Below are 22,526 nucleotides of genomic sequence, written 5' to 3'. Positions count from 1 at the left end.
CACCATGCAACACACTTACCTGGACATCCACCCCGAAGTTGCCGCTGCCCTGGCCGCCAATCGCCCGGTGGTGGCGCTCGAGTCCACCATCATCTCGCACGGCATGCCGTACCCTCAGAACGTAGAAACCGCCTTGCGCGTCGAAGCTGAAGTGCGCGCCCACGGTGCAGTACCGGCGACCATCGCCATCATCGACGGCCGCCTCAAGGCCGGCCTGTCGCCGGAAGAAATCGAATACCTGGGCAAATCCGGCCGTGAAGTGGTCAAGGTCAGCCGCCGTGACATTCCGTTCATCGTCGCCGCGCGCCAGACCGGCGCCACCACCGTCGCCTCGACCATGATCGTCGCCGCCATGGCCGGCATCCGTGTCTTTGCCACCGGCGGCATCGGCGGCGTGCACCGCGGCGCCCAGCAGAGCTTCGACATCTCGGCCGACCTGCAGGAACTGGCGCAAACCCCGGTCACCGTCGTCTGCGCCGGAGCCAAGTCCATCCTCGACCTCGGCCTGACGCTGGAATATCTGGAAACCAATGGTGTGCCGGTGATCGGCTATCAGACCAACAAACTGCCGGCCTTCTTCACCCGTGAAAGCGCCTTCGGCGTCGACTATCGCCTGGATGCACCGGGTGACATCGCGGCTGCCATGAAGGCCAAGTGGGACATGCAGCTCAAGGGTGGCATGGTGGTCGCCAACCCGATTCCGCATGAATTTGCCATGCCGAGCGACAAGATCGACGCCGCCATCGAACAGGCGCTGGCCGAAGCACAGACGCAAGGCATCAGCGGCAAAGAATCCACACCGTTCCTGCTGGCACGCGTGTGCGAACTGACCGGCGGCAACAGCCTGGCCTCCAACATCCAGCTGGTACTGAACAACGCCCGCCTCGGCGCCGCCATCGCCCGCGAATACTGCATCCTGGGGTGATCTAAGCCGCAATAGGACGGGGTCAGGTCTTGTATTTTGCATTCCGCGCAAAATACAAGACCTGACCCCGTCCTTTATCCTTGTTTATCAGTCGGTGCGGTGAGGGTAGAGCTGACAGCCCGGGTCGTGGTCATTCACCACGCCGGTGGCCTGAAGGTAGGCATAGATGATGGTCGAGCCGACAAAGCGCATGCCGGCCCGTTTGAGTTCGCGGCTGATCTGGTCCGACAGCGGGCTGGTGGCCAGTGACTGAAACTGTCCGGCCGGCTGGATTTGCACCTGGCCGCCGACATGGCCCCACAACCAGGTGTCAAAGGAACCATGCTCGCGCTGCAGGGCCAGAAACACCCGTGCATTGTCACGCGTACTGCTGACCTTGGCCCGGTTGCGGATGATGCCCGGGTCCTGCAGCGCCAGGGCCAGCTCTTCATCGCTCATGGCCGCCACCCTGGCCGGGTCAAAGCCATGAAACACCCGCCGGTAGCCTTCGCGCCGCTTGAGAATGGTGAACCACGACAAGCCGGCCTGCGCGCCCTCCAGAATCAGCATCTCGAACAAATGACGGTCATCGTGTTGAGCACGACCCCACTCCTGATCGTGGTAGGCCTGATACAGCGGGTCGGTGCTGCACCAGCGGCAGCGTGCGGGTTGGGCATGCATGTTTGGCTCCAATGGGATACACCGCTCAGATTTTGACACCCAGTTCACGCAGCCGCTCGGCCAGATACGCCCGCGCCGTATAACGCGAAGACAGCACGACCTCCGGGCGCGGATGCAGAAACAGCGGCAGCGAGATGCGACTCTTGCGCGCGCCTTCCCCGGTCGGGTTCACCACCCGGTGCTGGGTGGAGGGGTAGTAGCCGGCAGAAGCCTCTTGCAGCATGTCGCCGATATTCACCACCAGCGTGCCGAAGTCGCATGGCACATCAATCCACGCGCCATCCTTGTCCTGCACCTGCAGGCCTGGCTCATTGGCCGCCGGCAGAATGGTCAGCAGATTGATATCGCCATGTGCCGCCGCACGCAGCGAGCCGGCGGGCTCCTGGCCGGTCAAAGGCGGATAGCGCAGCACCCGCAGCAGGGTCTGCTGGCTGTCAGCGATCATCTGCGACAGCGGTTCGGTGTAATGCGCGGCAATCTCAGCCGGTGTGTATTGCTCGACCCAGCCCAGCAGCTCCTGCGCCAGCCCGTTGGCAATGCGGTAGTACTCGTCGGCATCGGCCTTGAGGCCTGGCGGAATGCGACCCCAGGGGTAAATGTGGAAGTATTCCTTGATGTCCTTGACGCTGGCGCCTTTGGCGGTTTCCGAGACCTCGGGTGAGAACCAGCCATCCTGCTTTTCGACGGAAAAGGCGTAATCGTGTTTTTCGCTGCTGTTGAAGAACGCCAGCCAGTCGGCATAGATCTTCTCGACCAGGGCTTGCGGGATCGGGTGGTTGGTCAGTACGCCGAAGCCGGTTTCGTGCAGCGAACGGGTAAATTGCGCCGCTGCATCCGGGGCGCGGTAATCGACAACGCGGACATTCATCGGGGTGGATTTCCTGAGAGATAAGTCGCCGCCAGGCAAGATCGGGGCGGGCGCCTGCGGCGCATTGTAACGACAAAAGCATGAGTGGCCAAGCCGATGGCATATCCGGCCGGGGCGGGGAGATCGCCCCGGCGCGTACCACAATCAACCAAATTTGGCCGCGTGTTGCTGCAAGGCCTGCAGCAACAGCCGCACGTTTTCCTGAATCTTGCTGTCGGTCAGATTGCCCTCGGCATCGAACTGACCGGCAAAGGCGTTGGCAAATACCTCCGGCTTGTTGAGTAAGTGTAGATCGAGAAAAACGCATACCTGGCGCAGATGCAGCTGGGCACGCGAACTGCCCATGCCGCCTGCCGCTCCCATCATCGCCGCGGGTTTGCCGGCCAGCAGCTTGTTGCCCTCGGCCCGCGATGCCCAATCCAGTGCATTCTTCAGTGCCGGTGCCAGCGAGTAGTTGTATTCGGTACAGCCAAACAGCAAGGCATCGGCCGCATCGATCTGGGCCAGCAAGGTCTGTACCGCCGGCGGTTGGGCCGACAGATCGCTGTTATAGAACGGCACCTCATGCAGATCGGCGATGGTGATCTGCATACCTTGCGGTGCATTGGCCTGGGCGTAGCGCAGCAAACCCATATTGGTGGAATGGCGGCGCAGACTGCCGCAAATGGCGAGAACCTGCATGTGGGGCTCCTTGTCGTGTGGGAAACGGTGGGGTGGTCAGCTCAGCATAGTGCATGAGGGACGGGTGCGCGGGGTTGTGATTTACCCCTGGGCGGGAACTAAGCTGCGCATGGCTGAATGCGCGATCTGCTCAGGATCAGATATGTGACAGTATGTGGCAGAAGTGCTGCACAGCTCTTGCTGTGTCCGACTGATGGGGTGACTGGGTTTGTTGTGTAAGTGACTGAAATGGAAAGGTAAAGTAAGTAATGTCTGTGGCATTGAGCGTTTTTTATGAATAATTAAAAGGCATTCTTTAATTAAATGGAGTAGAAAGCCTAAGTCGTTTTCACTTAAAGTCACAATAGAATGACCTTTAGGGAAAACCTTGCAGCTTAAGAGTTTTAATTAAAAAGTGTAAGTGTTTTTGGTCGGATTGGGCGCAAAGAAATGTGCTTCGAAATCCCTGTGCACACTGGTTCATTGATTAGCCAAGCACTTGCATGTGGATCAAGATACTGAAGTGAGGAAATCGGTGAAATCATTTGGTTTGCTTGTTGTGATTGTTTTTGGCGCTGTGCTGCCAAGTTTTTCATCGGCATCTAGTATTGATGCATATTTTGGTGTTTATGATTCAAAATTCAAAGTTGAATATGAGAGTGAAAGTGGTCCTGTTTTCAATAATGGATTCCAAGAAGTTGAGATAAAGAGAGTGTCGCGATCACGAACAAGCTATGAAGTGGATAATAGGAGAATTCCGGCAATAATCTCAGTCAATTCAATTGGGGTTAATGGCCATACGTGCAGCTATGATGGTACGGGGTGGTTGGATTAATCAAGTGATCGTTTTGAATTTGTGGATGATCCAAAAGAAGTCGATGAGAAAATGATGTGTCGGTTGGTAGTTATTATTAAAAATAACTATGCCTACACTGTCACTCAGAGCAAAGGCTGTGAATCTGCTTGTGGAATAAGAAATTCCCTTGATGGTTATGTGCTCAAAAAAAGAGTGACAAAGAAATGATGCATGCATCTTTGATGCGTGGGGAAAGGTGGCAACGCAAATCGCTGGCGGTGTTGGTAAAAATGGCTTGTTTTCGCAAGTTTCTATCTGGGTAGGGGTAGGGTTTGGTGAGGTGTGAAAATTAGCCTGTTTTTGGAATGATTTTATTGGATTTAATTATTTATATAATGGATGGCTTTATAGTTGTTTAAATATTTAATTTAAAAAATAGCTTTGTTTTGCAATTCTGGTTCTGTGGCCTGCTGATAGGGCCAGTTGCCGAAATCCATCGACGGTACGGCTTATTTTGGGATTTCTGGTTATTAATTCAAATAGGTATTTATTGTATATGTGGCCTATATTTTCTTTGAAAAAGAGAAGAGGGTTGATTTTGAATGGTGTTTGGCTGTTGTCGTGGTCATGGTTTTTTTTGCTTAAAGCGCCAGAGCTAAGGGAACGTTATATTGCGAGAGGGACTTGGTATGATTATCATGCTTTGATTCATTTATGGGTGCTTGGTGCGATTGATTTGGTGCTGGGAGTCCTGTCTACGGCAGCTTATTTTGCTTCATTGTTGAGAGAAAGGGAGTATAGGGAGGACTGACATGTTTTGGGATGCTCAGGCTTTTTTATGCAACAAAGCCCACCTGGCCGCCGTGCCACCAATCCATCTGACCATTCCTCTCTGATTATTGCTTGAAAGTGATATTGTCCTACTATCTGTAATGACCTACTGAATTCCTGCTCAGGTCATAATTCACACAGGAGCATGTGATGAGTATGACCATGGAAGACGAAATCAAGCGTTGGACCGCCAAGCGTAAAGCCGCTCTGGTGATGGAAATCATTCAAGGCAAGACCACGGTCGCCGAGGCTTCTCGCGCCTTCGATCTGCCACCATCCGAAGTCGAGGAGTGGGTCGACGAGGCCAAGCGCGGCATGGAGAATGCACTGCGGGCCAAGCCGATGGAGATTCGCGAGCAGTACGAGAAACAGATCAAGGATCTCCAGGAAGCCTACGGCGAAGTCATGCTGGAGCTACGCGCCAGAAAACAATTACAGTCCCTGCTGGGCGAGGACGACAAGTAATCGAGTTCGTTCGGCAGGGACTGGCTGAAGATGGCATCCGGGTCTCGGTCAGCAAGTTGTGCCGCTGGTTTGATATCCCCCGGCGCACGGTGTATTACCGCACGCAGAAGGCGGAGCCCAAACTCCAGCGGCACTTGGTGGAGCCGATCAAGGCGATGATCGAAGAGAACCCCTCATTCGGCTATCGCACGGTCGCAAGCCTTCTGGGCTTTAACAAGAATACCGTGCAACGCATCTTCCAGCTCAAGGGCTGGCAGGTGAAGAAACGCCCGGTTGGCTTCCGCCCGCGTGTCCAGGCATTGCCTTCGGTGGCGCAGCGACCGAATGAACGCTGGGCCACCGATCTGTGCCGTATCTGGACGGGAAAGGATGGCTGGAGCCATCTGGCCTTGGTGATTGACTGCTGCACCCGGGAGTTGCTGGGCTGGCACCTGTCGCGCAGCGGCAAGTCGAAGACGGCTGAATCTGCACTCGAGCATGCCCTCATCAGCCGATTTGGCTGTCTGGGGCGTGTGCCGGAGAAGTTCTTGCTGAGAAGCGATAACGGCCTAGTCTTCACCAGCCGGAACTACACGGCACTGGTCAAGAGCTACGGTCTGCAGCAGGAATTCATCACGCCGTATACGCCAGAACAGAACGGGATGGTTGAACGTGTGATCCGGACCTTGAAGGAGCAGTGCGTACATCGACACCGCTTCGAAAGTTTGACGCACGCCAGCCGTGCCATTGCAGACTGGATCAGTTTCTATAACCACCGGCGCCCGCTCAGGCACTGCAGATGCGGACACCGGCAAAAACATATGAATTAGTAGCCTGACCTGAGCAAGAAGAGCTGGGTCATTACAGGTCTTGGTGTCGTAAGCGCCATCGCCGCTGACGCTGGCGACGGGTTCATTGGGCGGAATTTGTTGCAGTAGGGATGGCAGCATCTGTACATCCCCCTGTCGGTTGTCGGTGACCTCAATGGCCCGAATTTCCAAGGTTTCTGCGTCGATGCCCAGATGCACTTTGCGTCATTGGCGGCGGTATTCCGCGCCGTGCTTCTTGGTTTTCCATTCGCCTTCGCCCAGCATCTTGATGCCGGTGCTATCCACCAACAAATGCAAAGCGCCCTGGCTGTGGCGATAAGGGATGTTGACCCGTAGCGTTTTCTGGCGGCGGCATACCGTGCTGTAGTCTGGAGCTGTCCAGTCGAGGCCCGCGAGTTTGAACAGGCTTTGCACGAAGCCGATGGACTGCCTGAGCGCTAAGCCGAACAGGTATTTGATGGTCAGGCAGAACTGAATGGCAGCGTCACTGTAGGTTTGCGCCCGCCCGAGCTTGCCCTGGGGCTTGGCCTGCTAGGCCAGGTCTCGATCCAGCCAAACAGACAAGGAACCGCGCTGGATCAGGGCGCGGTTGTAGGCTGACCAATTGGTGGTTTTGTACTTCGTGGGGACGGGCTTGGTCATGCCATCATTCTACCAGGCCTGAACCAAGGCGGATTTGTGCAACAAAGCCTCTACGGGTGCAACTAGAATAGCCTCTCCTAATCCCGTATCAGGCATTGGTGCAACGGGGCAAGTTGGAGAAAATGCGCTCAAATCATTGGGTGGGCAATCTCAGGTTACATTCCAAACGTCGAAAGGTGCTCGCGTAGTAGATCAGTTGGCTCCGGGCGGTATAGCAAATGAAGCAAAGGTCGGTTATACAACGTTATACTCATTCACATCTCGTCAAGTAGCTAAAGATGTAGAACTGATACAAACTGGCGCTGTAAATGGTGTTACATGGAATTTTTTTACAAGCCCGATAACAGGTCAAGGTGGGCCGTCTGCATCGGTACTTAAAGCGCTGAATAGTGCAGGAATAAAGGTGATAATTCACTAATTATGGAAGCTGCTGACAATTTTATAATTCGCCCCGGAACTAGCTATTCTCCTAATTCTAGATATTTTATAGGAATGAATAAGATTGAGTTAAAAGATTTTTATCAATGGTTTATGGCAAGTTTGCCATATTGCATCGAAGAGTTAATGCAGCTTGTTATGAATGTTAATGGTTTCGAAAACTGGAATGCCGATGATAGCCCGGAATCGCTAGATGTGCTTGGCAGTTGGTTTGTTACGCAGGTTGCAAAACGCGATTTTAATCCGCAGGAGTTGAGTTCAATAGAGGACTCAGTGGGGAAGTCGGTTGATTTTTCTAAGTGGGAGCTGACGGAGAAAACTAAGTCTTTGGCGTTTTATGTTGGCATGTATTATGGTGAGGTTGCTGTAAAAAACCGACTTGGTGCCAAGTGGGGGCAATCTGTATCCAATAAAAGCAATGCTGATTATGGGCAGCCAATTATTTCAGGGGAAGGCATTCTTCCAATCAATCCAGTAAGAGTTGCGCATTCAATAGCGTGCAGAGTTGTTGATGGCAATGCTGATGGAACTTCACTGCGTAAAGCGTATGACTATTGGGCTGGCTTGAGCACCAAAAAGTAAAATTATCATTGGCAACATAATTTGAAAAAGCCCCACATCGCTGGTAATGCCGTTCACTTAGCGGATTGAACTTTTTTGATCAGGTAACGGGCCGGCAGCTTTTTCAGTTTTTGGTGGGGTTACACACACATTTGGCAGATACCCAGAAGGTATACAGTCCCAAGCAACATTAATGTATGGGGACGGGTATGCAATGCAGCTCACTGGCGGTGTTAGCAAAAATGGCTTGTTTTCGCAAGTTTCTTTCGGGCTAGGGTTAGGGTATGGTGAGGCAAAAAAAATTACCATGCCGGTTCAGGGACAATTTTCACTTCCCATATTTTGATGTGTAATTTATATGAAATATATATTTTCAATTAAAATGGTTTTTTTGCTTTTTGTGTTTGGTGTGTTTGTATATTTGAAAATTAAAATGGCAATGGAAGTGGTGAGAAAAGAGATGTATTTGAGAACTGGTCGTTATGAGTGGACAAAACACTCCTTCTCTGATGCGGTGGGTCATTTTCCAAATGTTATAACTGAATTTGCATTTAGTAATGATTTGGATAAAAACGATGGGCTTTATTTGTATGCTAAGTATTTGAAAAAATGGATTTCTATTTACAAAATTGTTTTGCTTTTAATTATTGTGGTGACTTTTGTTGGTGTTTCGATGGGATTTATTCCAAAGGGGTTTTAATTTTAGGCGGCTTTGTTTAATAAATCCCGATCCGAGTAGCCAGGGTTTAATGATGCTATGAGAAAGTCGCGCCCCGCAGAAGCACAAGGCCATGAACTGGCTCTCCCTCCACATAAAATAGCCACCCCGAAGGGTGGCCAGCGCAATACATGCGCCAACAAATGACTGGCGATGATCGGACCGATGCCGGGTAGCGTCATCAACCGCAGGGCGACATCGGGGCGTGTGCTTAACTTTGTGTAAACGGGCACTGGTTAACCAGTCTGCGCCATGCCCAGGTTGTTATCGAAGCCTGGCGCAGGGAGTGCAACGATGAAAGGCCCAAGAACGCCCCCGGTGGTTTGACGCCTGCAGCCTACGCCAAGTCACTCACCGAAAAATCAGGTAAATTACCCTTGGATTGTAAAGCCCTTGGCTACTGAAAGCGGGGGGCGTCGGACTTTTTCGGCATTGGTGCTAAGAAGAAATGAAATTAATAGTTAATGGCAAGGTGACACTGTTATTTTATGTTGTTGATATTTTGTTGGTGGTTTTGTGTTTCTATGTTTCGAGTTTTTTTTATGGTTTGTGGAGGTATGTGTTTTTTTTGATTGGCTTTTCTGTTTTGGTGGCAGGAAAGCTAATTTCCGATGCCATGTTGCAGAATGTTCCAGTTTTTAAAAATGGCTTAACATGGCCTCCTGATAAAAAATCATAAGCAATCGGCTTTGTTGCACAAATCACGGCTCGATCCGGCGGGGTAGAATGACGGCATGAGCAAGCCCTCCCCGCCAAAGTACAAAACCACCAACTTGAAATCCTACAACGCAGCGCTCAAAGCGCGCGGTTCATTGATGATCTGGCTGGACCGTGACATGAACTGGCAGGGCACTCCAGATGGCAAACGTGGGCGTACGCAGGACTTCAGCGATGCTGCCATTCAGTTCTGCCTTACGATCAAATGCCTGTTCAACCTGGCGTTGCGCCAAGCCGTAGGCATGGTGCAGTGCTTGCTCAGCCTGGCGGGGCTGGATTGGTCGACGCCGGACTACAGCACGGTATGCCGGTGTGTAATGACCCAGCGGTTTCTGCACAAGCCAGGCTGCTAATCATGCGTCTTGACCGGCGTCTTATTGGCGCAAGGTGCATCTCGCGCGTCTGCGCGCTCTTGATTACCGTGACATTGCCCAGGCTATTGAGCTTGGCCTGCAGCACCGCATCGGCGCGTAGGGTGTCGGCAAACTCCAGCAGGGTGACATGGCTCACAATGCCGGCCAGGTCTATGGCAGCTGCTATGCCCTGGTCGGCGGGGTGCTGGCCGGACTGAGCGGCAAGGACGTCGCATCCGGCGCGATTGGTGAGGGCAGTGCGCCACTGGTGGCGCGTGCCATTGCCAAGGAGATGTATGGCAGTGATAACCCTGAAACGCTGACTCAAGAGCAAAAAACCGAGTTGTCACAGCTGACGTCTGTGGCCGGTGGTTTGTTGGGGATGGTGGCAAGCAAGGGAGATGCTGCTGCTGCGCAGACGGCCGTCGAGGCGGCGAAGAATGAGGTGGAGAATAATTACTTGTCTCACAACAAGAATTCTGTGCCTGAACTTTCTGAAGTTGATCAGCTAAAAATGGCCGAGGCGGAATGCTCCCCGGCGCATAACGATGCATGCCAACGAGCGGAGAATTTGCGTAAATTGTCGGCAAGACGTAATTCTATATTAATGTCAGCATGTGCTAAGGATAGGTACTCTCCAGGGTGCCAGCAGCAAATAAGACTCGCAGAAAACCAAGGAGTGAAAGTCTATTTTGACAAAAAACTGGGTATATTCATTGATCGTAATCCGGCATCGCTGCCTGTGATTTCCGAGAGAAAAGATATAAATTTCTCTTCATTTGAAAGGATGCAAGGGCAGAACCTATTGGATTCCGCACCGGCAGTTCCTGCTCTCTTGGCTGGGGAGGGGGGGCTGCAGCATATACTCTGTGGAACGTTGCAAAAGGAGCTGGAGCTTCAGGTTTTGTTGACTTTACTTCGCAATATGTACATAAAAAGAAAATAAAAGATATAGATCTTGGTCAAACTGCCGTTGCCATGGTTTGGGGTGGATTGTTCGCTCCTGGAATGGGGAAGACTGCATGGCAAGATGCCGTGTTATCAGCTGGGGCAGGTGGCTATGGGACACAAACTCAGAACTTCTTGAATGGAACGAACGATAATCCATGGGTTAGTGCGTCAAAATCAGGTTTGTTTTCGTATTTGGGAAGCAAAGTATCAACAACTGTGCCGAACTACATTAGCAATCTCAATAAAGTTATGAAAGTTCAAAATGGTGATGTATCCGTGCCGAAAGTCGTGGGAGATGGATTGGGGTTTGTAATTTCTAATGCCCCTTCTCTTTGGAGTAACTAAAATATATGTTTCCTGTTTTTTCTACTAAAAAAAGAATAGGATTTATTTATAATGGAATATGGTTTTTTGTATGGTCCTGGTTTTTTTTGTTAAAGGCGCCTGACCTATTGACAAAATATTTTAGCAGCGGTGAGATGAGTGATGATCATGCAAGACTGCATCTATTAGTCTTTGGTGTGCTTGATTTGCTTTTGGGTGTTTTTTCGTTCGGGGTGTACTTTCTACGTCTGCTGATGGGTCTGAAATCTGGTGATTCAACCGACTAGGACTCACTGTTCGATCGCTACGACAACCCACTCCACCGACCGCGCTCCCTAGTGCATCTGTCGGGTGCTTGAGTAGTGTTCTGTCTGCGGCGATCAAGCCGTAACGGGTGCGGGTCCGGGGTGTTGGCGCACCCACGGATCCGCTAGCCAAACACACTCACGACAGGAGTCTGTATGGCTGCGATGGATGTTAATTCACCCCTTGTCTTTCCGACAAATTTCCCGCAACGCCACCTGCAGTTGATGCTGCTGGTTTCCCGGCTTTGCCCCCCGCGTGACAGCCTGCCCGAACCGGGCCTGTGCCGTCTGATTGTCGACAGCCGCCTGGACTGGGCGGTCGAGTCAATCGACGGCCAGTCGTCGTGGCTGTATCTGCCCAGTGCAGCGCGGCAAAGGCAGGTGGCAGGTTGCACGATATTGACGTTGGACTAGGCGGCTAACTGGAGGCCGGGGGCCGCAAGGCTCCCGGAAACAAGACAAGGGGGCCGGGGTCAGGTCTTGTCTTTTGCACCCCATGACGAAAAAAAAGCCACCCCGAAGGGTGGCCAAGGCAGTACATCAGCGGGTTTGCTGACGAATCAGGTAGTCAAAGGCGGCCAGGCTGGCTTTGGCGCCTTCGCCCATGGCGATGATGATCTGCTTGAACGGCACCGTGGTGGCGTCACCGGCGGCAAAGATGCCGGGGGCCGAGGTCTGGCCGCGCTCGTCCACCACAATCTCGCCGCGCGGGCTCAGTTCGATGCTGCCCTTGAGCCAGTCGTTGTTCGGCAGCAGGCCGATCTGCACAAAAATCCCTTCCAGCTCGACCGTGTGATCCTGCTCCGTGACGCGGTCGCGGTACACCAGTCCGGTGACTTTCTGACCATCGCCCAATACTTCGCGGGTCTGTGCGCTCTTGATGACCGTGACATTACCCAGGCTGTTGAGCTTGGGCTGCAGCACCGCATCGGCACGCAGGGTGTCGGCAAACTCCAGCAGGGTGACATGGCTCACAATACCGGCCAGGTCGATGGCGGCTGCAATGCCCTGGTCGGCGGAGTACTGGCCGGGCTGAGCGGCAAGGATGTGGCTTCTGGCGCGATTGGTGAGGGCAGTGCGCCACTGGTGGCGCGTGCCATTGCCAAGGAGATGTATGGTAGTGATAACCCGGAAACGCTGACTCAAGACCAGAAAACCGAGTTGTCACAGCTGAGCTCTGTGGCGGGTGGTTTGCTGGGGGCGCTGGCGAGTCAGGGAAATGCGGTCGATGCGCAGACGGCCGTCGAGGCGGCGAAGAATGAGGTGGAGAATAATTCTTTAGGCAAAAAAAGAGACGCGCAGCGGGAAAAAGCGCGGGCTGACGTAGCTAACAATCGCAGCGTGTCCTCTGTCCGTATCGTGGTTGCATCTGATAATGAAGACCAGCTAAGCGATAAATTGCTAAAGATGTATCGCTTACATCTAGCCAACCCAAGTGTTTACCCTCCGCTGACTGACGAACAGACCAGACAATTCGCAGGCTTCGTTGCTAGGTATCTGCAGGAAATGGGGCCGAAAGCAACACAGGATCTGCTTGCTGGCAAAGTGCGGGCTGACTACAGCTTTGCATACACGTTGTTCGATGACAGTACGATCAAGCAGGCCAATCAGATGCGAACAAAAGCGGCGGACAGTGCGCCCTATGGTTTGCAAACGTTGACTTATTTGACTTGGTCACGTCCCAAAGGGGTAGACGAACAAATCTACGACCAGTCACTTGGCTTATTGAGAGTCAATGGCGTGCATGAAGGGCAGGCGGCCATTGGCACTCCTGCCTTGACATTCATGTCAGGGCCAGTGGGGGCAGCGGTACGCTTCCTTGAGGTTGCAGCAGGTGGGTTACAGGTTGGTACCGGCACACGTCAGTTAGCGGATGGCAAGGTGGTAGATGGCGGGCTGAATATAGGCGCAGGTCTCTTGGGGGTATCGGGCGCAGCTGGAACCCAGTTGCAGTTAACCCGGTCATCTAAAACGATTACAGGCGGATATTCTGGCGTAAACTACGAACCTACCGTCTCTCGTGTAATACAACCAGAGGATGGGTTGCCCGTACGCGCGGTGACGGGTAGGGATGGCAGTGAGTTGTTTGGTTTTGTTCCAGACAAGCCGCTAACAATAGCCTCTAATCCAGCTGCAGGGAATCCAGCAGCGATTGCGCGAGGGATGGGTGATCTCAATGCCCGTCAAGCGGCAGCTCTTGAGGAGCTGCCAGGGTTTGGCTCACAGACAATTCTTCATAAGTCATTTGGCCAACGAGACTTGGCAGCTCTTTCGGCTGCCACAGGCGACGAATTTGCAATGTTCAGCGCAGGTGGTCGGCGTTTGGTCATGCGCGATGATTTTGAATCTGTTCCCATAACACCAGAAATTGCTACTGACTTGGCTAGTAAAGGTTGGCGCTGGTCTAGCCACGTCCATCCAGGATTCGATACCGGTGTGCTGAGGTCCTCACTTGGAGACCAAGTGGTATTGGGAGCCATGCAGGGAAATCAAAGTGCGATATTTAATTCTATGGGCCAACGTGCAATTTTCACGCCGGCCGGCGACAGTTTGAATGGGTGGATACCATGGTAAAACCAAGAGTTCTCCGCATTACTGATATGGAACCTATTGCGAAAGAGGTGATGCATAATGCATTGACAGGCTATATCCCCCCCACGGAAGAGCAGAAAAAGCACTTAACGCTAGGAAAAGTTCTTACAGATACCGAGGGCGTTTTCGAGCTATACGTTCCAGCAGATCGTCCACAGGATGCAACCGTTATTAGTCGCGTAACGATTGACAGGATGACTGGTGGGGTGAAGGTAGAGGTCTTTCTTACACCCCAAAATTGATGCTGCCCTAGTCATCTTCAATGTCGCCGCATCGGTGGCCATTGTGTAGCTAGCCCAAAGCCAGGGCGGGCAGGCCAGAGGCCTTGCTCGCGTGTTGAGTACGAACTCCTATCCGAAGTGGGGATATGGTGGCTATCGGCAATTTACAGGAACGACAAGCTCGTTCTCCCGTGACTGGATCGTGCCTGGATGGAGTAACTGATGAGTACTGCTGACGCACAATTCGTACAGGCCGTTGTCGCGGAAGCGAAGCAAAGTGGTCGTACATTCTCAAGGGACGTGCTTAAGGGCTGTTACTGCGCTGACCTTAAACTGCGTGGAGCGACGGAATTGCCAGCTGTTTCCGAAAAGTGGATTGACTTCTATATTGCTATCGACCTAAACAGCGTTAACTCAGCGCTTGCCGAAGTGTGGCAGACGGCCCCGCGAGTGAGCGGTGTAAATGGTCTTCCCTATCAACGTTCGATTTGGTCCCAAGAGGTTACGATTTATCAAACGATTCCTCATAAAGCAATTATTGGACCTGTAAAGCCATGAATGATACTGACAAAGATTTGCGTGACATTCAGGAAAGAGTGTCGGAGTTTTTGACGCCTCTTTGTGCCCGAAAAGTAATTGACAAAGTGGCATTTGAAAATCTAGAAAATTGTGTGCGTTGTTTCGCTCGGAAGATAAAGGGGTCTGAGCTTGTGCCTAGATCAGTACTGAATGAGATCAAGGTGACGATTGGCGTATTGCGCGCAGAGGCACACTGCTTGGGCGCTGAGGCGTCGATTACGATTGACATGGCCAACCGTCTGGAGATGATCCTCGATTTAATTTTGCGTGGTGAGTCGCCTGATGATCGCATTCCTGGCGTCCCAAGGATTATTTGATGATTGCGAAAAATTACGTTTCTTCGATTAATCCACAAGTGCAGATAGACGTTAATGGCTTTGAATGCTTAGATCCAAATTTGCACATGATTGAATGGTTGGGCAGGGGAAAAGAAATTCGTCAGCTTGTTGTTATGGATGTCGAGTCTGGGTTGTATGCTCAGGACAAAAATGCACAAGTACTCTCTGTTGACTGCATCGGAGAACCGGAATATGAGACAAAAATAAAGCGCCAAAATTTCGGCCCCGCAGGAATTCTCAGTCAATTTTCGCTTACGTTGCCGCTGCGCATTCGCGTGAGGGCAAGCGGCGGCGATGTATGGATTTTATTAGTTATGCAAAACTACAGTGCAGTCGATTTGGATGCGCCTGGGCAGCGAAAATTGACTCTAAATTTCAAAATTGTAGGACAGCCTAAAATTGAGACGTGAAAAGGGCCTTGTTGCATAAGTGTCGCGTCCCGTCGGCGATGTTGATGGTGCGTGGGGCACTTGGCTACCGTGCCACCAATCCGTCTGACCATTCCTCTCTGATTGTTGCTTGAAAGAGATATTGTCCTACTGTCACGCCTATGTGATTTTTGTTGTTTGAAATTATCTCTTCAGGGTGATATTGTGTAGATATCATTCTGGAGTGATATGCATGAGTTACCTGGTGCAAAATCCGTCGCAACTGTCCGACCACATAAAGGCGCTGCGCAAACATCGCAAGATGACCCAGGCGCAACTGGCTGCGCGGCTGGGGGTGGGGCAGAGTCGCATGGCGGCAATTGAAAAGAACCCGGCGCTGATCAGCGTCGAGCAGTTGATGGCGATTTTGTCCGTGCTGCAAACCCGGCTGGAACTGCGGCCTCAGGAGGCGGATGAGACCCGCCCGACCTCGGCGGGAGTGGACTGGTAATGGCACAGCATGCCCTGGCGGTCTGGATGAATGGGCTTCTTGTCGGGCATTGGCGTTGGGGGCGCCAGGGCGCTGATCATGTCTTTGAATACACCCCGGAATGGCTGGCCGAGCCAGCCTGTCGCCCTCTGTCCTTGTCCCTGCCGATTACCGCCGAGCGTGTGGTACGGGGCGAAAGGGTGCTGAATTACTTCGATAATCTACTGCCGGACAGTCAGCGCATCCGCGAGCGCATTCGCAAGCGATTCCGCCTGACCACGACATCCACCGCCGCCTTGCTGACCGAGATCGGTCGCGATTGTGTGGGGGCTGTCCAACTGCTGCCGACCGGCATGAGTCCGCCAGCGGTTCATGCCATCCAGGCCCGGCCGTTGACCGAGTTACAGATTGAGTCTTTGCTGGGCTCGGTCACGTCGGACGCCGTCCTGGGCCAGGATGGAGAGGCACGTGATGAATTCCGTATATCCATTGCCGGAGCCCAGGAGAAATCAGCACTGTTGTGCATGGACGGGCAATGGTATGAACCGACCGGCAGCACCCCTACCACGCATATCCTGAAATTGCCCCTGGGGTTGGTCGGAAACCGACAGGCAGACTTGTCCACCTCAGTGGAGAACGAATGGCTGTGTGCTCGCCTCATGAAGGCCTGGGGCTTCCCGGTCGCCGAAACCGGGATGGCGACCTTTGGTGCCAAAAAAGTGTTGGTGGTGGAGCGCTTTGACCGTCGCTGGTCAGAAGACCGGCGCTGGATCATGCGTTTGCCTCAGGAAGATTTTTGTCAGGCAGCCGGCCTGGCCAGCCATGAGAAATATGAAAGCGATGGCGGACCGGGGATGCGTGCCTGTTTGTCCGTGTTGTCAGGAAGCGAGCATGCCATGCAGGACCAGATTCGCTTCCTGTGCGTGCAGTTTGCCTTCTGGCTGTTGGCTGCGACCGATGGTCATGCCAAAAATTACTCGATCTTTCATTTGCCGGGTGGCCGGTATCGCATGACGCCGCTCTATGACATTCTCTCTGCGTGGCCGATCATTGGTGCGGCGGCAAATCAAGTGCCATGGCAGAAAGCACGGCTGGCCATGGCCATCCGTGGCGCAAATACCCATTACCTGCTGCGCGAAATGATTCCGCGTCGCTGGCAGGCATTGGCAGACAGTTGTCACTTGCCGCAGGCCTATCTGGCCATGCAGGACATGGTCGCCAGCGCCGAAGCGGTGCTGGCGACCGTGGAGGCCGAATTGCCGGCTGATTTTCCGCTGTCTGTCTGGTTGCCGGTTCGAGATGGTGTTCGTGCGCAATGCCAGCGGTTTTTGCGCTGAAAGTGGGCGCGAAGAGGAGCGTTTGCCCCATCAAAAAAAGCCACCCCGAAGGGTGGCCAGGGCAGTACATCAGCGGGTTTGCTGACGAATCAGGTAGTCAAAGGCGGCCAGGCTGGCTTTGGCGCCTTCGCCCATGGCGATGATGATCTGCTTGAACGGCACGGTGGTGGCGTCGCCGGCGGCAAAGATGCCGGGGGCCGAGGTCTGGCCGCGTTCGTCCACCACAATCTCGCCGCGCGGGCTCAGTTCGATGCTACCCTTGAGCCAGTCGGTGTTCGGCAGCAGGCCGATCTGCACAAAAATCCCTTCCAGCTCGACCGTGTGATCCTGCTCCGTGACGCGGTCGCGGTACACCAGTCCGGTGACTTTCTGACCATCGCCCAGCACTTCGCGGGTCTGTGCGCTCTTGATGACCGTGACATTGCCCAGGCTGTTGAGCTTGGCCTGCAGCACCGCATCGGCACGCAGGGTGTCGGCAAACTCCAGCAGGGTGACATGGCTCACAATACCGGCCAGGTCGATGGCGGCTGCAATGCTCTGGTCGGCGGAGTACTGGCCGGGCTGAGCGGCAAGGATGTGGCTTCTGGCGCGATTGGTGAGGGCAGTGCGCCACTGGTGGCGCGTGCCATTGCCAAGGAGATGTATGGTAGTGATAACCCGGAAGCGCTGACTCAAGAGCAGAAAGCCGAGTTGTCGCAGCTGACGTCTGTGGCGGGTGGTTTGCTGGGGATGGTTGCAAGCAAGGGAGATGCTGCTGCTGCGCAGACGGCCGTCGAGGCGGCGAAGAATGAGGTGGAGAATAACTCAGCAACGAGTAAAGAAGACTTTGAGATTGACAAGGGTCCGCAAAATAAGGGTAAGACAGCCCCCCCTGTGATCGACAAATTTGTTGCGGCCTTGAAGAAGATGGTATCCAATAGCTCTGAGAGAGCCTCTACCGTGCCTCAAAAGGCTAGTGGCTTAGTAGTGGATTCGCCAGGTAAGTCTTCATTCCAGATCGGTGTTGAGGATGGCTTAAGTGGTAAGGGTGAAGCTGATCTGGCTATGGCGTTCATGTATCAGGTTGCACATCCAGGTGAAATTCTGCGCTCAATAGCAAATCTTACGCCAGAAGACACTGCTTACATGTCTGGGGTGGGTTCAGCGGTTCCTCTATCAATCGCGCAAGGTGAAATGCTGGGGCAGGTTTTCTCGCGGTTAGGGTTCGTAACACAACCGGTATGGGGGAAGGTAAGGCAAGGTGTAGGGGATTATCTTGGAACGTCTGCAAACTCCGCTACGCAAACTGGGTCGGCATTAACGCAATTGCAAATTAATAACGCAAATGGTGCTGCATTTGAAAATAAGGTATTCAATGATGTTCAATCTAAAATGCCCGATGCAGTTCAGCAGGTGACAATCAAAACACAATCTGGGACTAAAACGCGGATTGATATTATGGGAACAGACTCATCTGGCCAAGTGGTTTGTGTCGAATGTAAAAGCTCTGCAACCGCTCCGCTCACAAAGAATCAAACCTCAGGCTTCCCGGAGATTCAGCAATCTGGTGGGGTTGTGGTCGGAAATGGCAAGCCAGGATTTCCCGGTGGTACTGTTATCCCTCCGACGACAGTCCAAATTATTAGGCCAGGTCAAACTCCAATCATAGGGCAGTAAATGACTATTTTAGATAAAAACATTATAGACTCTATCGGAACTCGGGATAGTGATGGAGCCGTGAATCTGGTTATCTCTGATCATTTGTCGTGGAGTGATGAGGTTGGTGAACACTTGCTTGCTCTGCAAGATAAATTAAATTCTTACATTGGTTTTATCGAAAGCTCAGAAATTTATTCAACTTTTCCTGCGGCTTCCGGCAAGAGGTTGGTAATAAATATTTACTTTAATTTCCCGCCTTCGGCTGAAGGCATTAGTTTTTTATCGCAAGTCGAGTCCATTTTAAATGGCATCGGAGTTGGTTTAGAGACTACTGTGCTGGATTCATAACCAAAGCCCCGAACTGTCGGGGCTTTTTGCTGCCTGCTCGGTTAAAGCCTATTGTGACTCTCCGGGGGCTTTGTTGCACAAATCCGCCCTGGTTCAGGCCTGGTAGAATGATGGCATGACCAAGCCCGTCCCCACGAAGTACAAAACCACCAATTGGTCAGCCTACAACCGCGCCCTGATCCAGCGCGGTTCCTTGTCTGTTTGGCTGGGTCGAGACCTGGCCTGGCAGGCCAAGCCCCAGGGCAAGCTCGGGCGGGCGCAAACCTACAGTGACGCTGCCATTCAGTTCTGCCTGACCATCAAATACCTGTTCGGCTTGGCGCTCAGGCAGTCCATCGGCTTCGTGCAAAGCCTGTTCAAACTCGCGGGCCTCGACTGGACGGCTCCAGACTACAGCACGGTATGCCGCCGCCAGAAAACGCTACAGGTCAACATCCCTTATCACCACAGCCAGGGCGCTTTGCATTTGTTGGTGGATAGCACCGGCATCAAGATGCTGGGCTACGGCGAATGGAAAACCAAGAAGCACGGCGCGGAATACCACCGCCAATGGCGCAAAGTGCATCTGGGCATCGACGCAGAAACCTTGGAAATTCGGGCCATTGAGGTCACCGACAACCGACAGGGGGATGCACAAATGCTGCCATCCCTACTGCAACAAATTCCGCCCCATGAACCCGTCGCCAGCGTCAGCGGCGATGGCGCTGACGACACCAAGACCTGCCATGAAGCCATTGCCGAACGCAGCGCCGATGCGCGCATCCCCTCCCGCAAGAATGGCAGACCATGGAAAGGGACATCACCGGGCGTGTTGGCGCGCAATGAGATTCTCCGAGCCACGAAACGGCTGGGCCGGACGATCCGGAAGCGCTGGAGCGGCTACCACCGCCGCAGCCTGGTGGAAACCAAGATGCGCTGTTTCAAACGGCTGGGTGAACGAGTGATGGCCAGAGACTTCGACCGCCAGGTGGCGGAGCTGCAAGTGCGCGCCGCCATTCTGAACCGCTTCAGCGTGCTTGGCCGACCGCAAACGGTGGCTATGGCATCAATCCGCCTGAGGAAAGGGGAAGCTCAATCCTCGGCCGATTTATGCAACAAAGCCAGTGCCATGGCAAAAAGCACGGCTGGCCATGCAGGACATGGTCGCCAGCGCCGAAGCGGTGCTGGCGACCGTGGAGGCCGAATTGCCGGCTGATTTTCCGCTGTCTGTCTGGTTGCCGGTTCGAGATGGTGTTCGTGCGCAATGCCAGCGGTTTTTGCGCTGAAAGGGGGCGTGAAGAGGAACGTTTGCCCCCATCAAAAAAAGCCACCCCGAAGGGTGGCCAAGGCAGTACATCAGCGGGTTTGCTGACGAATCAGGTAGTCAAAGGCGGCCAGGCTGGCTTTGGCGCCTTCGCCCATGGCGATGATGATCTGCTTGAACGGCACCGTGGTGGCGTCACCGGCGGCAAAGATGCCGGGGGCCGAGGTCTGGCCGCGTTCGTCCACCACAATCTCGCCGCGCGGGCTCAGTTCGATGCTGCCCTTGAGCCAGTCGGTGTTCGGCAGCAGGCCGATCTGCACAAAAATCCCTTCCAGCTCGACCGTGTGATCCTGCTCCGTGACGCGGTCGCGGTACACCAGTCCGGTGACTTTCTGACCATCGCCCAATACTTCGCGGGTCTGTGCGCTCTTGATGACCGTGACATTGCCCAGGCTGTTGAGCTTGGCCTGCAGCACCGCATCGGCGCGCAGGGTGTCGGCAAACTCCAGCAGGGTGACATGGCTCACAATGCCGGCCAGGTCGATGGCGGCTTCCACGCCCGAGTTACCGCCGCCAATCACCGCGACACGCTTGCCCTTGAACAGCGGGCCGTCGCAATGCGGGCAGAAGGCCACGCCCTTGTTGCGGTATTGCTGTTCGCCGGGCACGTTCATTTCACGCCAGCGCGCCCCGGTGGCCAGAATCACACTCTTACTCTTCAGCACCGCGCCGTTTTCCAGATGCACTTCGGCCAGCTGGCCGTCCTGCGCCGGCACCAGCTTGCTGGCGCGCTGCAGGTTGAGAATCTCGACCTCGTAGTCTTTGACATGCTGTTCCAGCGCCATGCCCAGCTTGGGGCCCTCGGTCTGGCTGACTGAAATGAAGTTCTCGATGGCCAGGGTGTCCAGCACCTGGCCGCCAAAGCGTTCGGCCACCACCCCGGTGCGAATGCCCTTGCGTGCGGCGTAGATTGCCGCCGCCGAGCCGGCCGGGCCGCCGCCCACCACCAGCACTTCAAACGGGGCGGTATCTTGCAGCTTGGCCAGGGCGCGTTCCGCGCTGGCTTCGCGGTCGACCTTGGCCAGAATCTCTTCCAGACTCATGCGGCCGCTGCCGAACAGCTCACCATTCAGGTAGACCGAGGGCACGCCCATGATCTGGCGCTGCTCGACTTCCTGCTGGAACAGCGCGCCATCGATCATCACGCTGCTGATGGCCGGGTTGGTCAGGGCCATCAGGTTCAGTGCCTGCACCACGTCCGGGCAGTTGTGGCAACTGAGCGAGATGAAGACTTCAAAATGAAGCGGGCCATTCAGCTGGCGGATTTGTGCCAGCAGCTCGGCTTCGACCTTGGCCGGATGGCCGCCGGTTTGCAGCAGGGCCAGTACCAGCGAGGTGAATTCATGGCCGAGCGGAATGCCGGCAAAGTGAATGCGACCGTCTTCGCCGGGTCGGCCGACACTGAAGGACGGGCGCCGCGCCTGCTGGCCGTCGCTGCGCAGTTGAATCAGCGTGGACAGGCTGGCAATTTCCTGCAGCAGCCCGTACATCTCCTGCGCCTTGGTGCTGTCGTCCAGCGAAGCCACCAGCTCGATCGGCTGTTGCAGGCGGGTCAGGTAGCTTTGCAGTTGAGTCTTGATGTTTTGTTCCAGCATGGTGTTCTCCTGAATGCATGAGGGTGGCCGTTGGCACGGGCAAGGGCGGTCCCTTGCTGCTGCCAGCGGGGCAGCAGGGGGGCGGGCTGGCCGACCCCCGGGGGCGTTAGATCTTGCCGACCAGGTCCAGCGACGGGGCCAGGGTGGCTTCGCCTTCTTTCCACTTGGCCGGGCACACTTCGCCCGGGTGGCTGGCGACGTACTGGGCAGCCTTGACCTTGCGCAGCAGTTCGCTGGCATCGCGGCCGATACCGCCGGCGTTGATTTCGATGATCTGGATCTTGCCTTCCGGGTCGATCACGAAGGTGCCGCGTTCGGCCATGCCTTCTTCTTCAATCATCACGCCGAAGTTGCGCGACAGGACGCCGGTCGGGTCACCCACCATCGGGTAGCTGATCTTGCGGATGGTGTCCGAGCTGTCATGCCAGGCCTTGTGGGTGAAGTGGGTGTCGGTCGAGACCGAGTAGATTTCCACGCCCAGTTTCTTGAATTCGGCGTAGTTGTCGGCCAGGTCGCCCAGTTCGGTCGGGCAGACGAAGGTGAAGTCGGCCGGGTAGAAGAAGACCACAGACCACTTGCCCTTCAGGTCGGCGTCGGATACCGGCACGAAGTTGCCGTTGTGGAATGCGGTGGCCTTGAACGGCTTGATTTCGGTGTTGATCAGGGAAGTCGACATGGTGTTTCTCCTATCAGG

At 54.2% G+C, this 22,526-nt stretch carries 23 protein-coding genes and 4 pseudogenes; 19 read left to right on the top strand and 8 right to left on the bottom strand.

Going from position 1 to position 22,526, the window contains the following annotated elements:
• Positions 1–4 precede the first annotated feature (4 nt).
• A complete protein-coding gene (locus AACH39_RS03545; protein WP_215782414.1) occupies positions 5–925 on the top strand; it encodes a pseudouridine-5'-phosphate glycosidase in 921 nt (306 codons plus the stop codon).
• Between the two features lie 87 nt (positions 926–1,012).
• Here AACH39_RS03545 and AACH39_RS03540 read toward each other — a convergent pair whose 3' ends face one another.
• The 3 genes from AACH39_RS03540 to AACH39_RS03530 all read right to left on the bottom strand — a co-directional run bounded on the left by AACH39_RS03540 (position 1,013) and on the right by AACH39_RS03530 (position 3,134).
• Entirely contained in the window at positions 1,013–1,585 is a 573-nt protein-coding gene (locus AACH39_RS03540; RefSeq protein WP_338620917.1) for a DNA-3-methyladenine glycosylase I, read from the bottom strand.
• Between the two features lie 25 nt (positions 1,586–1,610).
• On the bottom strand, positions 1,611–2,453 hold the full coding sequence (locus AACH39_RS03535; RefSeq protein ID WP_338620916.1) for a 2OG-Fe(II) oxygenase family protein: 843 nt from the start codon (positions 2,451–2,453) through the stop codon (positions 1,611–1,613).
• 144 nt (positions 2,454–2,597) lie between these two features.
• Positions 2,598–3,134: an NADPH-dependent FMN reductase gene (locus tag AACH39_RS03530; protein ID WP_338620915.1), complete on the bottom strand. Its 537-nt coding sequence runs from the start codon at positions 3,132–3,134 to the stop codon at positions 2,598–2,600.
• Between the two features lie 484 nt (positions 3,135–3,618).
• Here AACH39_RS03530 and AACH39_RS03525 point away from each other — a divergent pair, with 484 nt between their 5' ends.
• The 3 genes from AACH39_RS03525 (at position 3,619) to AACH39_RS03515 (ending at position 6,014) form a co-directional block, all read left to right on the top strand.
• Positions 3,619–3,948, top strand: coding sequence for a hypothetical protein (locus AACH39_RS03525; protein ID WP_338620914.1), 330 nt, complete (start codon positions 3,619–3,621; stop codon positions 3,946–3,948).
• A gap of 942 nt (positions 3,949–4,890) precedes the next feature.
• Positions 4,891–5,205, top strand: a complete 315-nt coding sequence (locus tag AACH39_RS03520) for a DUF1153 domain-containing protein (protein ID WP_338620913.1) — start codon at positions 4,891–4,893, stop codon at positions 5,203–5,205.
• Positions 5,172–6,014, top strand: coding sequence for an IS3 family transposase (locus tag AACH39_RS03515; protein WP_338621268.1), 843 nt, complete (start codon positions 5,172–5,174; stop codon positions 6,012–6,014). Before AACH39_RS03520 ends, AACH39_RS03515 begins: the two co-directional genes overlap by 34 nt.
• Before the next feature lie 27 nt (positions 6,015–6,041).
• Here AACH39_RS03515 and AACH39_RS03510 read toward each other — a convergent pair.
• A pseudogene (locus AACH39_RS03510) lies at positions 6,042–6,656 on the bottom strand (IS5 family transposase); the annotation flags it as partial.
• 420 nt (positions 6,657–7,076) lie between these two features.
• On the opposite strand from AACH39_RS03510, the gene AACH39_RS03505 reads away from it, so the two are divergent.
• From AACH39_RS03505 to AACH39_RS03480, 6 genes and pseudogenes are all read left to right on the top strand, one after another.
• Positions 7,077–7,676 carry a hypothetical protein gene (locus AACH39_RS03505; protein ID WP_338620912.1) on the top strand — a complete coding sequence of 200 codons (600 nt, stop codon included), beginning with the start codon at positions 7,077–7,079 and terminating at the stop codon, positions 7,674–7,676.
• A gap of 337 nt (positions 7,677–8,013) precedes the next feature.
• Positions 8,014–8,355, top strand: a complete 342-nt coding sequence (locus tag AACH39_RS03500; RefSeq protein ID WP_338620911.1) for a hypothetical protein — start codon at positions 8,014–8,016, stop codon at positions 8,353–8,355.
• A 236-nt stretch (positions 8,356–8,591) separates the two neighbouring features.
• Positions 8,592–8,777: pseudogene (locus AACH39_RS03495) on the top strand (integrase core domain-containing protein); the annotation flags it as partial.
• Between the two features lie 330 nt (positions 8,778–9,107).
• Positions 9,108–9,401: pseudogene (locus tag AACH39_RS03490) on the top strand (transposase); the annotation flags it as partial.
• Positions 9,402–9,591: 190 nt separating this feature from the next.
• Entirely contained in the window at positions 9,592–10,389 is a 798-nt protein-coding gene (locus AACH39_RS03485) for a VENN motif pre-toxin domain-containing protein (RefSeq protein ID WP_338620910.1), read from the top strand.
• 790 nt (positions 10,390–11,179) lie between these two features.
• Complete coding sequence (locus AACH39_RS03480) at positions 11,180–11,437, top strand: hypothetical protein (protein ID WP_338620909.1); 258 nt, start codon at positions 11,180–11,182, stop codon at positions 11,435–11,437.
• Positions 11,438–11,563: 126 nt separating this feature from the next.
• Here AACH39_RS03480 and AACH39_RS03475 read toward each other — a convergent pair whose 3' ends face one another.
• On the bottom strand, positions 11,564–11,998 hold the full coding sequence (locus AACH39_RS03475; protein ID WP_338620908.1) for an FAD-dependent oxidoreductase: 435 nt from the start codon (positions 11,996–11,998) through the stop codon (positions 11,564–11,566).
• On the opposite strand from AACH39_RS03475, the gene AACH39_RS03470 reads away from it, so the two are divergent.
• From AACH39_RS03470 to AACH39_RS03445, 6 genes are all read left to right on the top strand, one after another.
• Positions 11,990–13,597 carry a VENN motif pre-toxin domain-containing protein gene (locus AACH39_RS03470; protein ID WP_338620907.1) on the top strand — a complete coding sequence of 536 codons (1,608 nt, stop codon included), beginning with the start codon at positions 11,990–11,992 and terminating at the stop codon, positions 13,595–13,597. The two genes, AACH39_RS03475 and AACH39_RS03470, sit on opposite strands and share 9 nt — an antisense overlap.
• 461 nt (positions 13,598–14,058) lie before the next feature.
• A complete protein-coding gene (locus tag AACH39_RS03465; protein WP_338620906.1) occupies positions 14,059–14,394 on the top strand; it encodes a hypothetical protein in 336 nt (111 codons plus the stop codon).
• Entirely contained in the window at positions 14,391–14,732 is a 342-nt protein-coding gene (locus AACH39_RS03460) for a hypothetical protein (protein ID WP_338620905.1), read from the top strand. Before AACH39_RS03465 ends, AACH39_RS03460 begins: the two co-directional genes overlap by 4 nt.
• Positions 14,732–15,163, top strand: coding sequence for a hypothetical protein (locus AACH39_RS03455; protein ID WP_338620904.1), 432 nt, complete (start codon positions 14,732–14,734; stop codon positions 15,161–15,163). The genes AACH39_RS03460 and AACH39_RS03455 overlap by 1 nt, the downstream gene beginning before the upstream one ends.
• Before the next feature lie 211 nt (positions 15,164–15,374).
• Complete coding sequence (locus AACH39_RS03450) at positions 15,375–15,632, top strand: helix-turn-helix transcriptional regulator (RefSeq protein WP_338620903.1); 258 nt, start codon at positions 15,375–15,377, stop codon at positions 15,630–15,632.
• The gene (locus tag AACH39_RS03445; protein WP_338620902.1) at positions 15,632–16,948 is read left to right on the top strand and encodes a type II toxin-antitoxin system HipA family toxin; all 1,317 of its coding nucleotides are present in this window, start codon (positions 15,632–15,634) and stop codon (positions 16,946–16,948) included. The genes AACH39_RS03450 and AACH39_RS03445 overlap by 1 nt, the downstream gene beginning before the upstream one ends.
• 69 nt (positions 16,949–17,017) lie before the next feature.
• Here the strand turns inward: AACH39_RS03445 and AACH39_RS03440 are convergent, their stop codons facing one another.
• A complete protein-coding gene (locus AACH39_RS03440) occupies positions 17,018–17,452 on the bottom strand; it encodes an FAD-dependent oxidoreductase (protein WP_338620901.1) in 435 nt (144 codons plus the stop codon).
• On the opposite strand from AACH39_RS03440, the gene AACH39_RS03435 reads away from it, so the two are divergent.
• The 3 genes and pseudogenes from AACH39_RS03435 to AACH39_RS03425 all read left to right on the top strand — a co-directional run.
• Positions 17,444–18,604 (top strand): VENN motif pre-toxin domain-containing protein, encoded by a 1,161-nt coding sequence (locus tag AACH39_RS03435; RefSeq protein ID WP_338620900.1) that lies wholly within the window; start codon positions 17,444–17,446, stop codon positions 18,602–18,604. The two genes, AACH39_RS03440 and AACH39_RS03435, sit on opposite strands and share 9 nt — an antisense overlap.
• On the top strand, positions 18,605–18,934 hold the full coding sequence (locus AACH39_RS03430) for a DUF6572 domain-containing protein (RefSeq protein ID WP_338620899.1): 330 nt from the start codon (positions 18,605–18,607) through the stop codon (positions 18,932–18,934).
• 115 nt (positions 18,935–19,049) lie between these two features.
• A pseudogene (locus AACH39_RS03425) lies at positions 19,050–19,979 on the top strand (IS5 family transposase); the annotation flags it as partial.
• Between the two features lie 290 nt (positions 19,980–20,269).
• On the opposite strand, the gene ahpF reads toward AACH39_RS03425, so the two are convergent.
• Positions 20,270–21,832, bottom strand: a complete 1,563-nt coding sequence (gene ahpF, locus AACH39_RS03420; RefSeq protein ID WP_338620898.1) for an alkyl hydroperoxide reductase subunit F — start codon at positions 21,830–21,832, stop codon at positions 20,270–20,272.
• A 106-nt stretch (positions 21,833–21,938) separates the two neighbouring features.
• Positions 21,939–22,508 (bottom strand): alkyl hydroperoxide reductase subunit C, encoded by a 570-nt coding sequence (gene ahpC / locus AACH39_RS03415; RefSeq protein WP_215782425.1) that lies wholly within the window; start codon positions 22,506–22,508, stop codon positions 21,939–21,941.
• Positions 22,509–22,526 lie beyond the last annotated feature (18 nt).

It is taken from the genome of Paludibacterium flexuosum (assembly GCF_037076605.1).
Classification (GTDB): Bacteria; Pseudomonadota; Gammaproteobacteria; order Burkholderiales; family Chromobacteriaceae; genus Paludibacterium.
This window is presented reverse-complemented; position numbering and strand designations above follow the sequence as displayed.

What these genes read in the sequence shown, in the direction of transcription:
- AACH39_RS03545 (WP_215782414.1), top strand. Translation starts at nt 5, where the DNA reads ATGCAACACACTTACCTGGACATCCACCCCGAAGTTGCCGCTGCCCTG.
- AACH39_RS03540 (WP_338620917.1), bottom strand. Translation starts at nt 1,585, where the DNA reads ATGCATGCCCAACCCGCACGCTGCCGCTGGTGCAGCACCGACCCGCTG.
- AACH39_RS03535 (WP_338620916.1), bottom strand. Translation starts at nt 2,453, where the DNA reads ATGAATGTCCGCGTTGTCGATTACCGCGCCCCGGATGCAGCGGCGCAA.
- AACH39_RS03530 (WP_338620915.1), bottom strand. Translation starts at nt 3,134, where the DNA reads ATGCAGGTTCTCGCCATTTGCGGCAGTCTGCGCCGCCATTCCACCAAT.
- AACH39_RS03520 (WP_338620913.1), top strand. Translation starts at nt 4,891, where the DNA reads ATGAGTATGACCATGGAAGACGAAATCAAGCGTTGGACCGCCAAGCGT.
- AACH39_RS03505 (WP_338620912.1), top strand. Translation starts at nt 7,077, where the DNA reads ATGGAAGCTGCTGACAATTTTATAATTCGCCCCGGAACTAGCTATTCT.
- AACH39_RS03500 (WP_338620911.1), top strand. Translation starts at nt 8,014, where the DNA reads ATGAAATATATATTTTCAATTAAAATGGTTTTTTTGCTTTTTGTGTTT.
- AACH39_RS03485 (WP_338620910.1), top strand. Translation starts at nt 9,592, where the DNA reads ATGGCTCACAATGCCGGCCAGGTCTATGGCAGCTGCTATGCCCTGGTC.
- AACH39_RS03480 (WP_338620909.1), top strand. Translation starts at nt 11,180, where the DNA reads ATGGCTGCGATGGATGTTAATTCACCCCTTGTCTTTCCGACAAATTTC.
- AACH39_RS03470 (WP_338620907.1), top strand. Translation starts at nt 11,990, where the DNA reads ATGGCTCACAATACCGGCCAGGTCGATGGCGGCTGCAATGCCCTGGTC.
- AACH39_RS03465 (WP_338620906.1), top strand. Translation starts at nt 14,059, where the DNA reads ATGAGTACTGCTGACGCACAATTCGTACAGGCCGTTGTCGCGGAAGCG.
- AACH39_RS03460 (WP_338620905.1), top strand. Translation starts at nt 14,391, where the DNA reads ATGAATGATACTGACAAAGATTTGCGTGACATTCAGGAAAGAGTGTCG.
- AACH39_RS03455 (WP_338620904.1), top strand. Translation starts at nt 14,732, where the DNA reads ATGATTGCGAAAAATTACGTTTCTTCGATTAATCCACAAGTGCAGATA.
- AACH39_RS03450 (WP_338620903.1), top strand. Translation starts at nt 15,375, where the DNA reads ATGAGTTACCTGGTGCAAAATCCGTCGCAACTGTCCGACCACATAAAG.
- AACH39_RS03445 (WP_338620902.1), top strand. Translation starts at nt 15,632, where the DNA reads ATGGCACAGCATGCCCTGGCGGTCTGGATGAATGGGCTTCTTGTCGGG.
- AACH39_RS03435 (WP_338620900.1), top strand. Translation starts at nt 17,444, where the DNA reads ATGGCTCACAATACCGGCCAGGTCGATGGCGGCTGCAATGCTCTGGTC.
- AACH39_RS03430 (WP_338620899.1), top strand. Translation starts at nt 18,605, where the DNA reads ATGACTATTTTAGATAAAAACATTATAGACTCTATCGGAACTCGGGAT.
- ahpF (WP_338620898.1), bottom strand. Translation starts at nt 21,832, where the DNA reads ATGCTGGAACAAAACATCAAGACTCAACTGCAAAGCTACCTGACCCGC.
- ahpC (WP_215782425.1), bottom strand. Translation starts at nt 22,508, where the DNA reads ATGTCGACTTCCCTGATCAACACCGAAATCAAGCCGTTCAAGGCCACC.